Source organism: Peptoniphilus indolicus, from assembly GCF_900454665.1.
Classification (GTDB): Bacteria; Bacillota; Clostridia; order Tissierellales; family Peptoniphilaceae; genus Peptoniphilus; species Peptoniphilus indolicus.
The window spans coordinates 1,983,987-1,998,226 of record NZ_UGTH01000001.1 but is presented as its reverse complement, the minus strand read 5'-3'; the positions used below and the strand labels follow the sequence as shown (position 1 = coordinate 1,998,226).

16 protein-coding genes and 1 pseudogene are annotated in these 14,240 nt (G+C 29.7%); all 17 read left to right on the top strand.

Annotation, left to right across the window (positions count from 1 at the left end; translation table 11 throughout):
* Window positions 1-274: 274 nt before the first annotated feature.
* The 17 genes and pseudogenes from ylxM (at window position 275) to DYE58_RS09585 (ending at window position 14,237) form a co-directional block, all read left to right on the top strand.
* Window positions 275-643 (top strand): YlxM family DNA-binding protein, encoded by a 369-nt coding sequence (ylxM, locus tag DYE58_RS09665; protein WP_004821673.1) that lies wholly within the window; start codon window positions 275-277, stop codon window positions 641-643.
* On the top strand, window positions 633-1,970 hold the full coding sequence (ffh, locus tag DYE58_RS09660; protein WP_004821671.1) for a signal recognition particle protein: 1,338 nt from the start codon (window positions 633-635) through the stop codon (window positions 1,968-1,970). The genes ylxM and ffh overlap by 11 nt, the downstream gene beginning before the upstream one ends.
* A 48-nt stretch (window positions 1,971-2,018) precedes the next feature.
* Window positions 2,019-2,306: a 30S ribosomal protein S16 gene (rpsP, locus tag DYE58_RS09655; protein ID WP_004821669.1), complete on the top strand. Its 288-nt coding sequence runs from the start codon at window positions 2,019-2,021 to the stop codon at window positions 2,304-2,306.
* Between the two features lie 18 nt (window positions 2,307-2,324).
* Window positions 2,325-2,561, top strand: a complete 237-nt coding sequence (locus DYE58_RS09650; protein ID WP_040552696.1) for a KH domain-containing protein — start codon at window positions 2,325-2,327, stop codon at window positions 2,559-2,561.
* The gene (gene rimM / locus DYE58_RS09645; RefSeq protein ID WP_040552694.1) at window positions 2,545-3,051 is read left to right on the top strand and encodes a ribosome maturation factor RimM; all 507 of its coding nucleotides are present in this window, start codon (window positions 2,545-2,547) and stop codon (window positions 3,049-3,051) included. Before DYE58_RS09650 ends, rimM begins: the two co-directional genes overlap by 17 nt.
* Window positions 3,048-3,773, top strand: a complete 726-nt coding sequence (gene trmD / locus DYE58_RS09640) for a tRNA (guanosine(37)-N1)-methyltransferase TrmD (RefSeq protein WP_004821664.1) — start codon at window positions 3,048-3,050, stop codon at window positions 3,771-3,773. The genes rimM and trmD overlap by 4 nt, the downstream gene beginning before the upstream one ends.
* A gap of 15 nt (window positions 3,774-3,788) precedes the next feature.
* Complete coding sequence (gene rplS, locus DYE58_RS09635) at window positions 3,789-4,136, top strand: 50S ribosomal protein L19 (protein WP_004821663.1); 348 nt, start codon at window positions 3,789-3,791, stop codon at window positions 4,134-4,136.
* Window positions 4,137-4,415: 279 nt separating this feature from the next.
* Window positions 4,416-5,703: pseudogene (gene istA / locus DYE58_RS09630) on the top strand (IS21 family transposase).
* Window positions 5,693-6,442 (top strand): IS21-like element helper ATPase IstB, encoded by a 750-nt coding sequence (gene istB, locus DYE58_RS09625; protein WP_004823537.1) that lies wholly within the window; start codon window positions 5,693-5,695, stop codon window positions 6,440-6,442. The pseudogene istA and the gene istB overlap by 11 nt, the downstream one beginning before the upstream one ends.
* 283 nt (window positions 6,443-6,725) lie before the next feature.
* Window positions 6,726-8,384 (top strand): glycosyl hydrolase family 18 protein, encoded by a 1,659-nt coding sequence (locus tag DYE58_RS09620; protein WP_004821659.1) that lies wholly within the window; start codon window positions 6,726-6,728, stop codon window positions 8,382-8,384.
* A gap of 65 nt (window positions 8,385-8,449) precedes the next feature.
* Entirely contained in the window at window positions 8,450-9,067 is a 618-nt protein-coding gene (locus DYE58_RS09615) for a zinc dependent phospholipase C family protein (RefSeq protein ID WP_040552690.1), read from the top strand.
* A gap of 59 nt (window positions 9,068-9,126) precedes the next feature.
* Window positions 9,127-10,125, top strand: a complete 999-nt coding sequence (asnA, locus tag DYE58_RS09610) for an aspartate--ammonia ligase (protein ID WP_004821655.1) — start codon at window positions 9,127-9,129, stop codon at window positions 10,123-10,125.
* Between the two features lie 75 nt (window positions 10,126-10,200).
* Window positions 10,201-10,959 (top strand): hypothetical protein, encoded by a 759-nt coding sequence (locus tag DYE58_RS09605; protein WP_004821654.1) that lies wholly within the window; start codon window positions 10,201-10,203, stop codon window positions 10,957-10,959.
* Window positions 10,960-11,040: 81 nt separating this feature from the next.
* The gene (gene ruvC, locus DYE58_RS09600; protein WP_004821652.1) at window positions 11,041-11,535 is read left to right on the top strand and encodes a crossover junction endodeoxyribonuclease RuvC; all 495 of its coding nucleotides are present in this window, start codon (window positions 11,041-11,043) and stop codon (window positions 11,533-11,535) included.
* Window positions 11,535-12,110, top strand: coding sequence for a Holliday junction branch migration protein RuvA (gene ruvA, locus DYE58_RS09595; protein ID WP_004821651.1), 576 nt, complete (start codon window positions 11,535-11,537; stop codon window positions 12,108-12,110). Before ruvC ends, ruvA begins: the two co-directional genes overlap by 1 nt.
* A gap of 10 nt (window positions 12,111-12,120) precedes the next feature.
* Entirely contained in the window at window positions 12,121-13,137 is a 1,017-nt protein-coding gene (gene ruvB / locus DYE58_RS09590) for a Holliday junction branch migration DNA helicase RuvB (RefSeq protein WP_004821649.1), read from the top strand.
* The gene (locus tag DYE58_RS09585; protein WP_115312256.1) at window positions 13,134-14,237 is read left to right on the top strand and encodes a SpoIID/LytB domain-containing protein; all 1,104 of its coding nucleotides are present in this window, start codon (window positions 13,134-13,136) and stop codon (window positions 14,235-14,237) included. The genes ruvB and DYE58_RS09585 overlap by 4 nt, the downstream gene beginning before the upstream one ends.
* Window positions 14,238-14,240 lie beyond the last annotated feature (3 nt).

Genomic DNA, 14,240 nt, shown 5'->3' with positions numbered 1-14,240 from the left:
ATTGTTTATTTTATATCAATTTTCTATAAAAAAATATATATTTTTTCAATTAATATTATAAGTATAATTTGAATTATATTTTGTTAATAAAAATCTTTAGAATTGTTGAGTTTTAAGTATTAAAAATAAATATTTATCCAAATTTAAGATTTTGAAATATTGCAATTTAGGATTGAATTAATTTTAATAGGGTCAAAAAAATAACTTGACACTATATAGCTAAGAGTGTATACTAAACAAGGTCAATAAGAAAACTTGACCCAAAGGTGATAATATGATTGAAATTGAAAATGTGTTAGAAATAAATATGCTGTTGGATTTTTATTCTAAGCTCCTAACTGAAAAGCAAGAGAAAGCTATATCTATGTATTATGAAGATGATTTTTCGCTGAATGAAATAGCTGAAACATTGAATATTACAAAACAAGCTGTTTCTGACAACATTAAAAGAGCTGTACAAAATTTAGAGCATTATGAAAAGATTTTAGGTCTTGTAGAAAATTACAATAAGTCTATAAGTAGAAAAGAAAAGTTGTTAAATTTACTTGAAAACTTAAAGAATTCATCTAGTGATTTAAATTTAGAAATGTTCAATGAAATTATTTCCTTAATAAATGATGAGGAGGTTCAAAATGGTATTTGAATCACTTTCCGAAAAGTTACAAAATACATTGTCTAAATTGACAGGAAAGGGTAGACTAACTGAGAAAGACATAGATGCTGCCATGCGTGAAGTAAAGCTTGCACTTTTGGAAGCAGATGTAAATTTCAAAGTAGTTAAGGACTTCATCAAAAAAGTTAAAGAACGTTCTTTAGGACAAGATGTTCTTGAAAGTTTAACTCCAGGACAACAAGTAATAAAGATAGTAAATGAAGAACTAAAAAACATGATGGGAACTGGAGAGTCTAAGTTAGATTTATCTAAAAAGCCTACAGTAATTATGATGTGTGGTCTTCAAGGTGCTGGTAAAACTACAACTTCAGCAAAACTTGCTAAGTTGATTAAAAAATCAGGCAATAGACCTTTATTGGTAGCATGTGATGTATATAGACCTGCGGCAATAAAACAGTTACAGGTTGTTGGAGAAAGTGTGGATGTTCCTGTATATACAATGGGGGATAAAATAAGCCCTGTAGATATAGCGAAAGCTGCATTGGAGCATGCGAAGAGAAATCAAAATGACGTCGTTATAATAGATACAGCCGGTAGACTTCATATTGATGAAGACTTGATGGAAGAATTAAAGGAAATTGATAAAGGGACTAATCCTTCTGAAATTTTACTTGTATTAGATTCTATGACAGGACAAGATGCAGTAAATGTAGCTGAGTCTTTTGACAAACTATTAAAGCTTACAGGTGTTGTTCTCACTAAGTTAGATGGTGATACTAGAGGTGGGGCTGCTTTATCAATAAGAGCGGTTACAGATGTACCTATAAAGTATATTGCGATGGGGGAAAAACTTGACCAACTTGAAGTGTTCCACCCAGATAGAATGGCTTCTAGAATACTTGGAATGGGAGATGTTTTATCTCTTATAGAAAAAGCCCAAGCTAATGTAGATGAGAAGAAGGCTAAGGAACTTGAAGAAAAGTTGAGGACACAAACTTTTACATTAGATGATTTCTTAGACCAAATGGAACAAATGAAAAATATGGGACCTCTCGAAGATTTGCTAGGAATGATACCGGGAGTAAATAGTAGAGCTTTAAAAGGTATTAATTTTGACGGAAAAGAATTTTCAAGAGTTGAAGCTATTATAAAATCTATGACAAAAGAGGAACGAACAAAACCTGAAATAATCGATTCTTCAAGAAGAAAGAGAATAGCTGCAGGCAGTGGGACTGATGCTGTAGAGGTAAATAGGCTTTTAAAACAGTTTAAAGAAATTAAAAAAATGATGAAGCAATTTGGAAATTTAGGCAAGGCGATGAAGAAGAAAAAATTTAGAATGCCTTTTCCGTTTTAGTGTTAAAAATTTATTTATATAAATTTAATTTGATTATGGAGGTGAATTATGGCAGTTAAAATAAGACTAAGAAGAATGGGAGCTAAAAAATCTCCTTTTTATAGAATAGTTGTAGCTGATTCTCGTAGTCCGAGAGATGGTAAGTTCATAGAGGAAATTGGTTATTACAATCCTTTAACTGAACCTAAAAAAGTAGTTGTTGATGCAGAAAGAGTAAACAGCTGGATAGCAAATGGTGCGAAGCCTACTGATACAGTGGACAGACTATTTAGAGAAAACAGCATTTACGCAGAAAAAAAGAATGTTTCAGAAGAAGCAAAAGTAGATGCAGAGTAATCTCTGATGGAGGTTCAAATGGTTGAATTAGTTGAATACATTGCTAAGTCTTTAGTTGATAATCCAGATAGTATCAAGTTGGAATCAAAAGAAAATGATGAACAAATTGATATATCTCTGTACGTTTTGCAAAGTGATATGGGCAAAGTTATAGGAAGACAAGGTAAGATCGCTAAGGCAATAAGAGGTGTCTTAAAAGCAGTATCACTAAAAGAAAATAAGAGGGTCAATTTAGAAATTGAAGAACTTGAATAATTATACGGTAATAGGGCAAATAATTAACACCAGAGGGATTAAAGGCGAACTTAAAGTTTTGCCTTTGACAAGTAGAAATGAAAGATTTAATAATCTTGAAAATGTCTATATTGGTGATGATTTAATGCATCAAAAAATAAGAAAAGTACAAGTTACAGAAAGATTTGTGTATTTATTTTTCGATGGGTTAAATAATATTAACGATGTCGAAAAATTTAAAACTTGTTATATATATGTAAGTGATGAAGATAAAATTGAACTTGAAGAAGGCGAATATTTTATATCTGATATCATTGGGTGTGAGGTTTATAAAACTGACGGACAATTGGTCGGTGAGGTTGTAGACCTTATTGAAAATCCTGCAAATGACGTATATGTTGTCAATGGAGATAAAGAATATTTAATCCCACAAGTTTCTGAATTTGTAAAAGATATAGATGTTAAATCTAAAAAAATTATAATAGAACCTATTGAAGGAATGTTAGAGTGAAATTTAGTATTTTAACTTTATTTCCTGAGTTTTTTGAAATTTTAGAAAACTATAGTATAATTTCAAGGGCTATCAAAGAAAAACAAATTGATCTTAAAACAGTAAATATCAGAGATTTTTCTGAAAATAAACATCATAAAGTTGATGATTATCCATATGGTGGCGGTCCGGGCATGTTAATGCAAGTTCCTCCAATTAAAAAAGCTATTAATTCGGTTAAGACGTCTAATAGTAAGGTGATATATTTGTCAGCCCAAGGAAGTGTACTAAACCAAAAAAAATTGGTAGACCTTTCTAAAGAAGAACATTTAATTTTATTAAATGGACATTATGAGGGAATTGACAATCGTGTCATTGAAAATTATGTAGATGAAGAAATTTCCATAGGAGATTATGTTTTAACGGGTGGAGAAATGGCATCTATGGTGTTGATTGATGGTATAACTAGATTACTTCCAGGAGTTTTATCAAGTAGTGAAAGCTACAGTGATGAATCACATTATCGAGGTATTTTAGAGTATCCACAATATACAAGACCTCAAAATTTTGAAGGTTTTGAAGTACCAGAGGTTTTATTAAGTGGAAATCATAAACTAATTGAAGACTATAGACGAAGAGAAGCTCTAAAAAACACTCTTTTGAAGCGACCAGATCTTTTAAAAGAAGAAATATTAACTTCAGAAGAATTGGATATATTAAATGATTTAAAAAAGGACATATGACGAGAGGAGGGCAATATGGACATTATAAGAGCAATAGAAGCTGAACAATTAAGAGATGATCTTCCATCTTTTAACGTTGGAGATACAGTTCAAGTTCACTATAGAATAATTGAAGGTTCAAGAGAAAGAGTTCAAGCTTTCGAAGGAACTGTTATAAAGATTCAAGGAAAAAGTTCAAGAAAAACTTTTACTGTTAGAAGAATTTCTTATGGTATAGGAGTTGAAAGAACTTTCCTTATGAATACTCCAAGAATTGCAAAATTAGTTGTAGTTCGTAGAGGTAAAGTTAGACGTTCTAAACTTTATTACTTAAGAGATAGACAAGGTAAAGCAGCTAAAGTTAAAGAAAAGAATAACTATTAATTAAAACTCAGGATCGGAAGATTCTGAGTTTTTTGTAGTATGACGGGCATGCTGTCAGTCTGTGGTGAAAGTCCACAAGAGGCGTAGTTGCCGACAAACTCCATAGTGATTCCCAAGGTTTGCATCGTGAGATGTAGGCGAGAAGAAGGAATAGCAAAATATATAACCAATCCCTATTGGTGATACTTTTTGTAAACGGTAAAATAAGAATGTACAAAAATGATTAAATAGGAATGTACAATTTGATAAAATAATGAATATAACATTTTGGAGGAAATAATGGAATATTCATTAATAAATAACTTGAAAATTAAAATACAAAAGTTAAAAGATTTATCAAAATTAAAAATAATTATGGATTCAAATGATTTAAAACCAAACTATTCTGCTTTATCTAAAGAACTTGGTGTGGATAGACGTACTATTAAAAAATATTATCATGATTATGATAAAACCCTTTTCTAGAAACAAATCTTCTAAAATAGACAAGTTTAAGGATGTAATTAAAGAGTTGCTTGATGTTAACTCTGTTCAAAAATTCTACTCTAAAACAATTCTTTGGAGATATCTAAAAGATAATCATGCTCTAGATACAAGCCTTTCTAATTTCAATAAATACATTAACAATAATGAAGTTTTCAAAGAATATTTTGATAAAAATAAAGGAAAAAACAAAGCTAAAATAAGATTTGAATCATCTCCATCAGAGCAAGCTCAAATTGATTGGAAAGAAAATATAGAGTTCATAACTTCTGATGGAGAGGTAATTAATTTAAATATTTTTGTTTTCATACTTTCATATTCAAGATATAGGATTTTTAGTGTATCACTAGACAAAAAACAAAGTACTCTATTTGACTTTTTAAATTCTAGCTTTGAACAAATTAGTGGAGTTCCTCAAAGCTTAGTAACTGATAATATGAAAACAATTATGGATGAGCCAAGAACCGGTAGAAAAGAAGGAAAAGTTAACAATAAGTTTTATCAATTTATGAAAGATTATGGTTTTGATCTAAAACCATGTACAGCCAAAAGACCACAGACTAAAGGAAAAGTAGAATCTAGCATGAAACTATTAGAAGAAATTAACGCCTAACAAGGGAAATTAACATATCAAGAACTTTTAGACTTAGTTTCAAAAATTAATAACCGAGTAAACTTAGATATTCATCAAGGAACAGGTCAAATACCAATTAAACTTTTAGAAAAAGAAAAAGACTTCTTAAAGCCACTACCAAGTAAGCAAATAAGAAATCTCTACAAAATAAAGCTAACACAAGTAAGAGTAAACAAATCCTCTATGATAACATACAAGAAGAATCAATACTCAGTCCCAACTGAATATGAAAATAAGCCATTAAACTTACAAGTATTAGATAATAAATTGTACGTCTATGATAACACAAAATTAGTAACAATTCATAAAATAAGCCATAAAAAATTAAATTATCATTTAGAAGACTACGAAGAAATATTATCCAATACATTAAAAAACAAAGATTCAGTAGCAATAAAAGAAATTGCAAAAGAAAATTTAAAAAAGATTGGAGAAATATATGGAATATAGCACAAACTATGAAAGACTAATAACCAACCTAAAATATCTAAATTTAAAGCAGGTAATAATACATTTAGAAAATGAACTTAAAGATCCAAATATATCACTAATAGATGGGCTTTTAAGATTAACAGATTATGAAGTAGATAACAAGAAAATAGTAGCAGCAAATCAAATGGTAAAAGTAGCAAACTTTCCAAGCATAAAAACCCTAAAAAACTTTGATTTTAACTTCAATGAAAACATAAACGAAAATCAAATAAAAATGCTATGTGGATTAAGTTTCATAGAAAAAAATGAAAACATAATAATATTAGGAAATAGCGGAGTAGGTAAAACTCATTTAGCAACATCCATAGGAATAGAAGCCGCAAGAAAAAGAATAAGCACCTACTTTATCAAATGTAACGACTTAATAGACAATCTAAAAAGAGCCAAACTAGAAAATAGATTAGACAATAGAATCAAACATTACACAAAATATAAGCTACTGATAATAGACGAACTAGGGTACCTTCCCCTAAACCACGGAGACGAAAGAATGCTATTTCAACTAATAGATAAAAGGTATGAAACAAAAAGTACAATTATAACAAGTAACTTAAACTTTTCAGAATGGGGAGAACTATTTTATGATGAAAAAATAGCCCAAGCAATAGTAGATAGACTATTACATCATTCAACAGTCATCTCAATAACAGGAGCATCATATAGATTAAAAGACCATATTTTTGAAAAGGAGGAATAAGAAAATGTACATTATTATTTGAGCAAAAATGTACATTCTTATATTGACATTTACACCAGAGTGGATGGCAAAGAAATCCTCGCAAAGCGAGGACTTCTAAGTTGCTTGGATTATTACTTGAATTGAACCGCCGTATGCCGAACGGCACGTACGGTGGTGTGAGAGGGGCTACGAGTTAGTCCCTACTCGATTATGTCTTATAAGTTGGAAAATACTCAGAATTTATTTAGCTTTTAATTTTTAATGATTATAGTTATAATATAATCATTAAAGGAGTTAGAATATGAAGAAATTTTTTATTATACTACTATTGTTAATAGTTGCAGGTATTGGAGGAAGTTTATTTATGTTGAGCCGAAGAGGTTCTGGAGAAACTTCTAAAGCTTATCAAGGTTTTAACTTTGTTGTTGAAGGAGATAAGATAAAAAAAGGTGAATTTGACAAAATAGACGGACAATACTATTTATCATTAGACTTTATAAAAGAATATATAGATAATAGTGTGAAATATGATGAAAATGAAAAGACTGTTATTTTTGTAAATGAACAAGGAACTAAAAGAATTAAAGTAGGAGCAAAAGAAGGTGTATTAAATTCACAAAAAATAGGTCTTAGGGATCCTATAATAGAAAAAGATTCAAAAATTTATGTTCCGATAGAAGCATTTGTATATGATTATCCTGTGACTTTAAAATTCATTGAAAATAAGAATTTATTAGTTATGGATTATGACAATGTAGAGTACGCAGTAGGCATTTCTCCAGGAGATGGACTTAATATGAGAGAGTCTGATAGCACAAAATCTCCTATAGTATCTATCTTGAAAAAAGATGATAAAGTTTATGTTTATGGAGAAGAAGGAGATTTTTACAAAGTTAGAGAAGTTGAAGGATATGCAGGTTATATATCTAAATCTAAACTTGAAGTAAAGCTACCTAAAAATAGATTTAAAATTGAAAAAGAAAATAAGAAGAGAGAGGCTAAGGCCCCTCTCAATTTAACATGGGACTATACTTATGCTAAGCAATCAGATGATACTGTGAGTGGAATTAAAGAACTTCAAGGTGTAAATGTAATTTGTCCTACATGGTTTTCTGTAGCTGATAGCTCAGGAAATATAATAGATAGAGGAAGACAAGATTATGTAAAAAAGTATAACGACTTAGGAATTGATGTCTGGGGTTATTTAGATAATTCTTTTAAAGCTGATTTAACTACTGAATTTTTAAGTAAAAGTTCTTCAAGAGAAAAAGCTATAGAAAAAGTTCTTTCGCTAACCAAACAATATGGACTTAAGGGAATAAATATAGATTTTGAAAATACAAAGATAGAGGATAGAGATGGAATAACGCAATTTGTAAGAGAATTAGCTGGTGTATTTCATTCACAAAATTTACTTGTAAGTGTAGATGTGACACCTCAAATTTCATCTAATGTTAAGAAGGAACCTTATGATAGAAGAGAGCTTGGTAAGATTGCTGACTATGTCATGTTAATGGCATATGATCAACATTGGTCAACATCAGATAAAGCAGGTTCTGTTGCAGAGTATAATTGGGTTGAAGGAAATATAAACTTAGTTATTAATCAAATACCACAAGAAAAATTGATATTATGTGTTCCGTTTTATTCTAGACTTTGGAGTGAAGATGATAAAACTTTAAAGAGTGATGCGCTGTCAATGGGGCAAGTAAATAAAATACTTCAAGAAAAAAATGCAAAAATAGATTGGGATAAAAAAGCAAAACAGGACTATGCCGAATACACATTCAATTCAAAACATTATAAAATTTGGGTAGAAAATTCTGAGTCAATAAAGTGGAAGACATCTTTAGTTGGAAAATATGGACTAGGTGGAGTAGCAAGTTGGAGAAAAGGATTTGAGACCGGAGATATTTGGCAAACAATAAAAAATGTTTTAAATGATATTCAAAATGTTTAGCTCATTGTTTGACAAAAGCTTTAATGAGATATAAAATACTTTTATAACTTGATAAGGAGCGTGTTATTATTTTAGCTGAAACACACAGAAGAGTTGTCCGAAGAGTTAATGAAGAAATAAAAAAAGAATACGAAATAAATTTAAATATAGATAAACTTACATGGGGCTCTGTAGCTCCAGATGTATTGCCTTATTATAGAATGATAAGACATTACAAAGATGAAAGTATAAAGTATATTTCAAAAGAAATAGTTCTTTTAATACATTTATTTAGGTATTCTAAACTTGAAGACTTAACCAAAATTCAAAATAATTATTTTTCAAGAAAAATAGGGATAATATCTCATTATTTATGTGACTACACTTGTTATCCTCATGCATATAGGAAGACATATATGGGGAATATGAGAGAGCATATGCTATATGAGTCTGAATTAAATAGATATTCTGCGACACATGAGTTTGAAAAATTGGAATTTGAAATGTTAAAAGTATCGAATGATTCAAATTTAACAAGTATTGTTGAAGAATACATTGAGAAAATAGTTTCAGAATATATGTATAGTGAGCCTAGTTTTTCGAACGATTTAAATTTTGGGTTTTTGCTAGCTTATAAAATAACATCATTTATAATTGAAGCAATTCATTCTTATAATGAAGAAATGAGTTATCAGTTTATATAAAATAGATTTGTTGTTAAATTCTCCTATCTTGACGATGGGAGAATTTTTTGGGGGAAAAAATGAGGAATAATTCAGAAGTAAAAAAATTAGACTTAAAAGAAACACAAATGGCAATTAAATCTTTAAAAGATTACTTCCAAAGAGATTTAGCTAATACATTAAATTTAGCAAGAATTTCAGCTCCAATTATGGTAAGACCTGAAACAGGTATGAATGATAATTTAAGTGGAGTTGAAAAAGCTGTAGGCTTTGATTTCAGAAAATATGGAATTGGAGTTGAAATTGTACAGTCATTGGCGAAATGGAAAAGATATGCTCTAAAAGAATATGGATTTAAATATTATGAAGGATTGTATGCTGATATGAATGCTTTACGACCTGATGAAGAACTTGACTCTATTCATTCAGTTTATGTTGACCAATGGGATTGGGAAAAAATAATAAAAGCAGGAGATAGAAATATAGAATTTTTAAAATCTACTGTTAGACAGATTTTTGAAGTATTTAAAAGAGCTGAAGAATATATAAATCAAGTATATCCATATGTTCTTTCAAAAAAACTACCGGAAGAAATTTTCTTTATTACTTCTGAGGAACTTTTGAATAAATATCCTAATATGACTTCTAAAGAAAGAGAAAATGCGATAGTAAAAGAAAAAAAAGCAGTATTTATAATAGGAATAGGTGGGAAGCTTTCAAATGGAGAACCACATGATTCAAGAAGTGCAGATTATGATGATTGGTCACTTAATGGAGATATTTTATTTTGGGATCCTGTAATAAATAGTGCTATGGAAGTATCGTCAATGGGAATTCGTGTAAATAAAGAATCTTTAGATAATCAACTTAAATTAGCAGGAAGAGAGCATTTAAAAGAACTTGAATATCATAAGGGAGTGCTTGAAAATACTTTGCCTCTTACAATTGGCGGAGGAATTGGACAATCTAGATTATGTATGTATTTTCTTGAGAAGAAACACATAGGTGAAGTACAAGCTTCTGTATGGGATTTGGATACTATTGAAGAGTGTAAAAAGAATGGAATAATTCTTTTATAAAATTGTAGGTTATTTTAAATTTGACAACACAACAGATGATAAATATTGTATAATGATATTATCTGGAGGAAACTAATGGAGCAACTTTATATCAATGGAGAACAATTGAATTATAAATTTTGTTTAAAAGATGTCAAGAGATTTTTGATTGAAAAGTTTTTATACGATAATGACTCTGAATCTCTAAACATACTTCTCAATATTTATCAAATTGAGGAATCTGTTAATAACATATGCCCGACATATATATCTTTAAAGCATTTAAAAAAAGATATATTAAAGTTTTTGAAGGATAAAGAAGGTATAGATTTAATAGCTAATAATTTAAGTAGTCTTATACATGATGATGTAAATAGATTTGAATTATATGTATATCTTGAGGGATATAGATCTGGAATAAACGCTAAAAAATCTGTAAATCTTCTTGAAATAATGACTTGTAAATATTTTACAATTGAAGAATTATACAATATGAAAAAGTTATTTAATAAAGAAATTTTAAAACCTGAGATTCTTGAATTAAAAGCTAAAGTTCTTAATGATTTTAAAAATGATTCAAACGTAAAGAAGCAAATATATGATTTAGTTTTTAAATTCAATTTAAAAGTTTTAAAGAGAAAAGTTTATAATTTAAATGCTCATGTTGATAAGCAGTTAGTATTTAACTTAGACGGTGGTAAAAAATTTAAAGAAACCAATTCTAATTTGACAAGAAGAGAATTAAAGGGATTGAATAAAAAAATCGTCAGATTCCTATACTTAGATGGAATAAGAATTTTTGAAAATGCTTATTGGGAAGGCATTAATGATCAAGTTATAAAGAGATATAAATAAAAATTTGTATCTATAGAATTTGTAGAGTATTTAATGAATAAAAAACTAAGAGTGATCTTAGTTTTTTTTATAGGATAAATTATGAGAATATTAGGAATAGACCCAGGTTATGCAATTGTCGGATATGGTATCATAGATGTAATTGGGAATAGTTTAAAGCCTGTTACTTATGGAACTATTACAACTGATAAAGATTTGACATTTCCAAAAAGACTTGAGAAAATCTATGTAGAGTTAACATATTTAATAGAAAAATACAAACCGAATGATATAGCATTTGAAGAATTATTTTTTAATAAAAATACGAAAACAGCCATACAAGTTGCAGAAGCAAGAGGAGTGGAAATTTTAGCAGTTAAGTTACACGTTGATGAAATTTATGAATATACGCCTTTACAAATAAAAGATGCAATTGTTGGATATGGTAGAGCAGAAAAAAGACAAGTGCAAGAAATGGTAAAGATGATACTTGGTTTAAGTAAAATCCCTAAGCCAGATGATGTGGCAGACGCTTTGGCTGTTGCAATAACGCACTCGTCTTCAGTTAAATTTAAAGAATTATTTAGGATGGAATAATGTTTGATTTTATAAAAGGTGAAGTAGTTGAGATAAACGAAAATCACTGTATATTAGAAACGAATGATTTTGGATATGTTTTGTACATGTCAGAAAAAGAAATTACAGAACTAAGTCATAAGCAGTATAAGATTTTTTTACGTTTGATAGTAAGAGAAGATAGTTTGACACTATATGGATTTTTGACAAGAGAAAGTAGAATACTGTTTGATTTATTGACATCTGTTTCATCTGTGGGGCCAAAGGTTGCACTTGGAATTTTATCAGCTATATCGTTGGATAATATAGTATATTCAATTAGTGCTGAAGATTCAAATATTTTAACAGAGGCTCCTGGTGTAGGCAAAAAAACTGCACAAAGAATAGTCTTGGAATTGAAAGATAAAATAGCAAAATATAATTTCAATATGAAAATAGAAAGTGTATCATCAGTTGTTGATAATGATGGGGCTATAGATGCCTTAGTTTCTTTAGGATATAACAGTTATGAGGCGAAAATGGCTCTGTCAAGAGTGGATAAATCGATAAGTATATCTGAACAAATAAAGTATGCCTTGAAGAATTTAGGCAAGTAAGGATGAATTTATGGAGAACAATAGGTTAGTGGAACCAGGATTTGGGAACGAAGATGCTATTGTAGAAAATAGTTTAAGACCTAAAAAATTAGATGAATACATAGGTCAATATAAAGTAATTGAAAAACTAAATATTTTTATAGAGGCAGCGAGGAATAGACATGAGCCATTAGACCATGTGTTGTTAAGTGGTCCTCCCGGGCTTGGGAAGACAACACTTAGTAATATAATTGCTAATGAAATGGGAGTAAATATAAAAGTTACTAGTGGACCGGCGATAGAAAAAGCGGGAGACTTAGCAAGTATTTTAACAAATCTTGAGGAAAATGATGTAATCTTTATAGATGAAATTCATAGGATTTATAGAACAGTAGAAGAAATATTGTATCCAGCTATGGAAGATTATGCTTTAGATATCATAGTTGGGAAGGGACCGTCTGCCAGATCTATAAGGCTTGATTTACCAAAGTTCACTTTGATTGGTGCTACAACAAGAGCCGGACAGTTAACTTCTCCTCTTCGAGATCGATTTGGGGTAATATTAAATCTTGAAATGTATGATTTAGATTCTCTAAAGGAAATAATAATGCGTTCTGCAAGAATTCTAAACATAGGGATAGATGAAAAAGGTGCAATAGAAATAGCAAAGAGGTCTCGTGGAACTCCAAGAATAGCAAACAGATTGTTAAAGAGAGTAAGAGATTATGCTGAAGTAAGAGAAAGTGGAGTAATAACAGAAAATGTTGCTCAAAAAGGACTTAATCTCTTGGGAATTGACAGTTATGGATTGGATGGTCTTGATAGAAAAATCATAATGACCATGATAAGTAATTTTCAAGGTAGACCAGTGGGGATTGATGCCATAGCAGCTTCAGTAAATGAAGAGAGAATAACCATAGAAGACGTATATGAACCATATTTACTACAAATAGGATTTATAAATAGAACGCCAAGGGGAAGAGTGGTAACTAAATTAGCTTACGACCACTTTGGGTTGGATTATAAAGAACAGGAGAGTTTTATATGAAAAGATTGTTTTTAATTTTAGCTTTAATTTTTATTTTGCCGGCGAAGGCGTATGCTGAAGATAATTATTTCGAAATAAAAATAGGAAATTCAGCGAATAAGTTTGAACTGTCATCAGATAAAAATTTTCACTTAGTGGATAAGGATTTAAATGAAATTCATGATTTAGGTGTAAAAAATATAAGTGCAGAATTTGTAGATGGTAAAATTATTTTAAAGTCAGGAGATAAAGTTTTATCAGAAAATTTTCCTGCAAAGGGTGAATTTAAACTATCAAGTGAAAGCTATATAAAACTTAAAAATAAGTACAGAGGGTATTTTCATTTTGAAGTAGAAAACAATAAATTAAATGCAATCAATTATATAGAATTAGAGGATTATTTAAAGGGAGTAGTTAATAATGAATTAGACTATTCTCATCCTATGGAATCCTTAAAGACTCAAGCTATAACATCAAGAACTTTTGCGATGTCAAACAAAAATAAGTATATCAAAAAAGGTTATAACCTAACTGATACAACATCTTCTCAAGTATATAGAGGTCAAAGTTCAGAACATGAAAAAACTACAAAAGCAGTAGATGAAACTAAAGGGATGTATTTAGCTATAAATTCAAAACCGATATCTGCTATTTTTGGAGCATCTTCTGGAGGAGTAATAGCTGATGCGAAAGAAGTGTGGGGCGGAGATTATTCATATTTGAAGAGAAAAGAAGACCCTTATTCTGATGATTATAAATGGAGTTTAAAATTTTCTAAAGAGGAATTTATAAACAAGATAAAGAGTAAGTATCCATTAACAGATATATATAGTATAAATATTTTAGAAATTGACAGCTCCGGTAGAGTAAAACAGTTGGAAATTTTAGGGGATAAAACCTACAATATAAAGGCTAGTGAACTTAGAAGTTTTTTAGGAGCAGCAAAGATGAAGAGTACATTATATGCAGTCCAAACTGAAAATGATATAGTTTTTAACGGCAAAGGTTATGGTCATGGAGTTGGATTAAGTCAGTATGGCGCAGTAAATATGGCAAAAGAAGGGAAAGGATATGAAGAAATTCTTCAATTTTATTTCCCTGGAACTACATTAGTAAAATAGAAA

Coding starts and splice junctions, on each gene's coding strand:
- ylxM (WP_004821673.1), top strand. CDS start 275: ATGATTGAAATTGAAAATGTGTTAGAAATAAATATGCTGTTGGATTTT.
- ffh (WP_004821671.1), top strand. CDS start 633: ATGGTATTTGAATCACTTTCCGAAAAGTTACAAAATACATTGTCTAAA.
- rpsP (WP_004821669.1), top strand. CDS start 2,019: ATGGCAGTTAAAATAAGACTAAGAAGAATGGGAGCTAAAAAATCTCCT.
- DYE58_RS09650 (WP_040552696.1), top strand. CDS start 2,325: ATGGTTGAATTAGTTGAATACATTGCTAAGTCTTTAGTTGATAATCCA.
- rplS (WP_004821663.1), top strand. CDS start 3,789: ATGGACATTATAAGAGCAATAGAAGCTGAACAATTAAGAGATGATCTT.
- istB (WP_004823537.1), top strand. CDS start 5,693: ATGGAATATAGCACAAACTATGAAAGACTAATAACCAACCTAAAATAT.
- DYE58_RS09620 (WP_004821659.1), top strand. CDS start 6,726: ATGAAGAAATTTTTTATTATACTACTATTGTTAATAGTTGCAGGTATT.
- asnA (WP_004821655.1), top strand. CDS start 9,127: ATGAGGAATAATTCAGAAGTAAAAAAATTAGACTTAAAAGAAACACAA.
- DYE58_RS09605 (WP_004821654.1), top strand. CDS start 10,201: ATGGAGCAACTTTATATCAATGGAGAACAATTGAATTATAAATTTTGT.
- ruvC (WP_004821652.1), top strand. CDS start 11,041: ATGAGAATATTAGGAATAGACCCAGGTTATGCAATTGTCGGATATGGT.
- ruvA (WP_004821651.1), top strand. CDS start 11,535: ATGTTTGATTTTATAAAAGGTGAAGTAGTTGAGATAAACGAAAATCAC.
- ruvB (WP_004821649.1), top strand. CDS start 12,121: ATGGAGAACAATAGGTTAGTGGAACCAGGATTTGGGAACGAAGATGCT.
- DYE58_RS09585 (WP_115312256.1), top strand. CDS start 13,134: ATGAAAAGATTGTTTTTAATTTTAGCTTTAATTTTTATTTTGCCGGCG.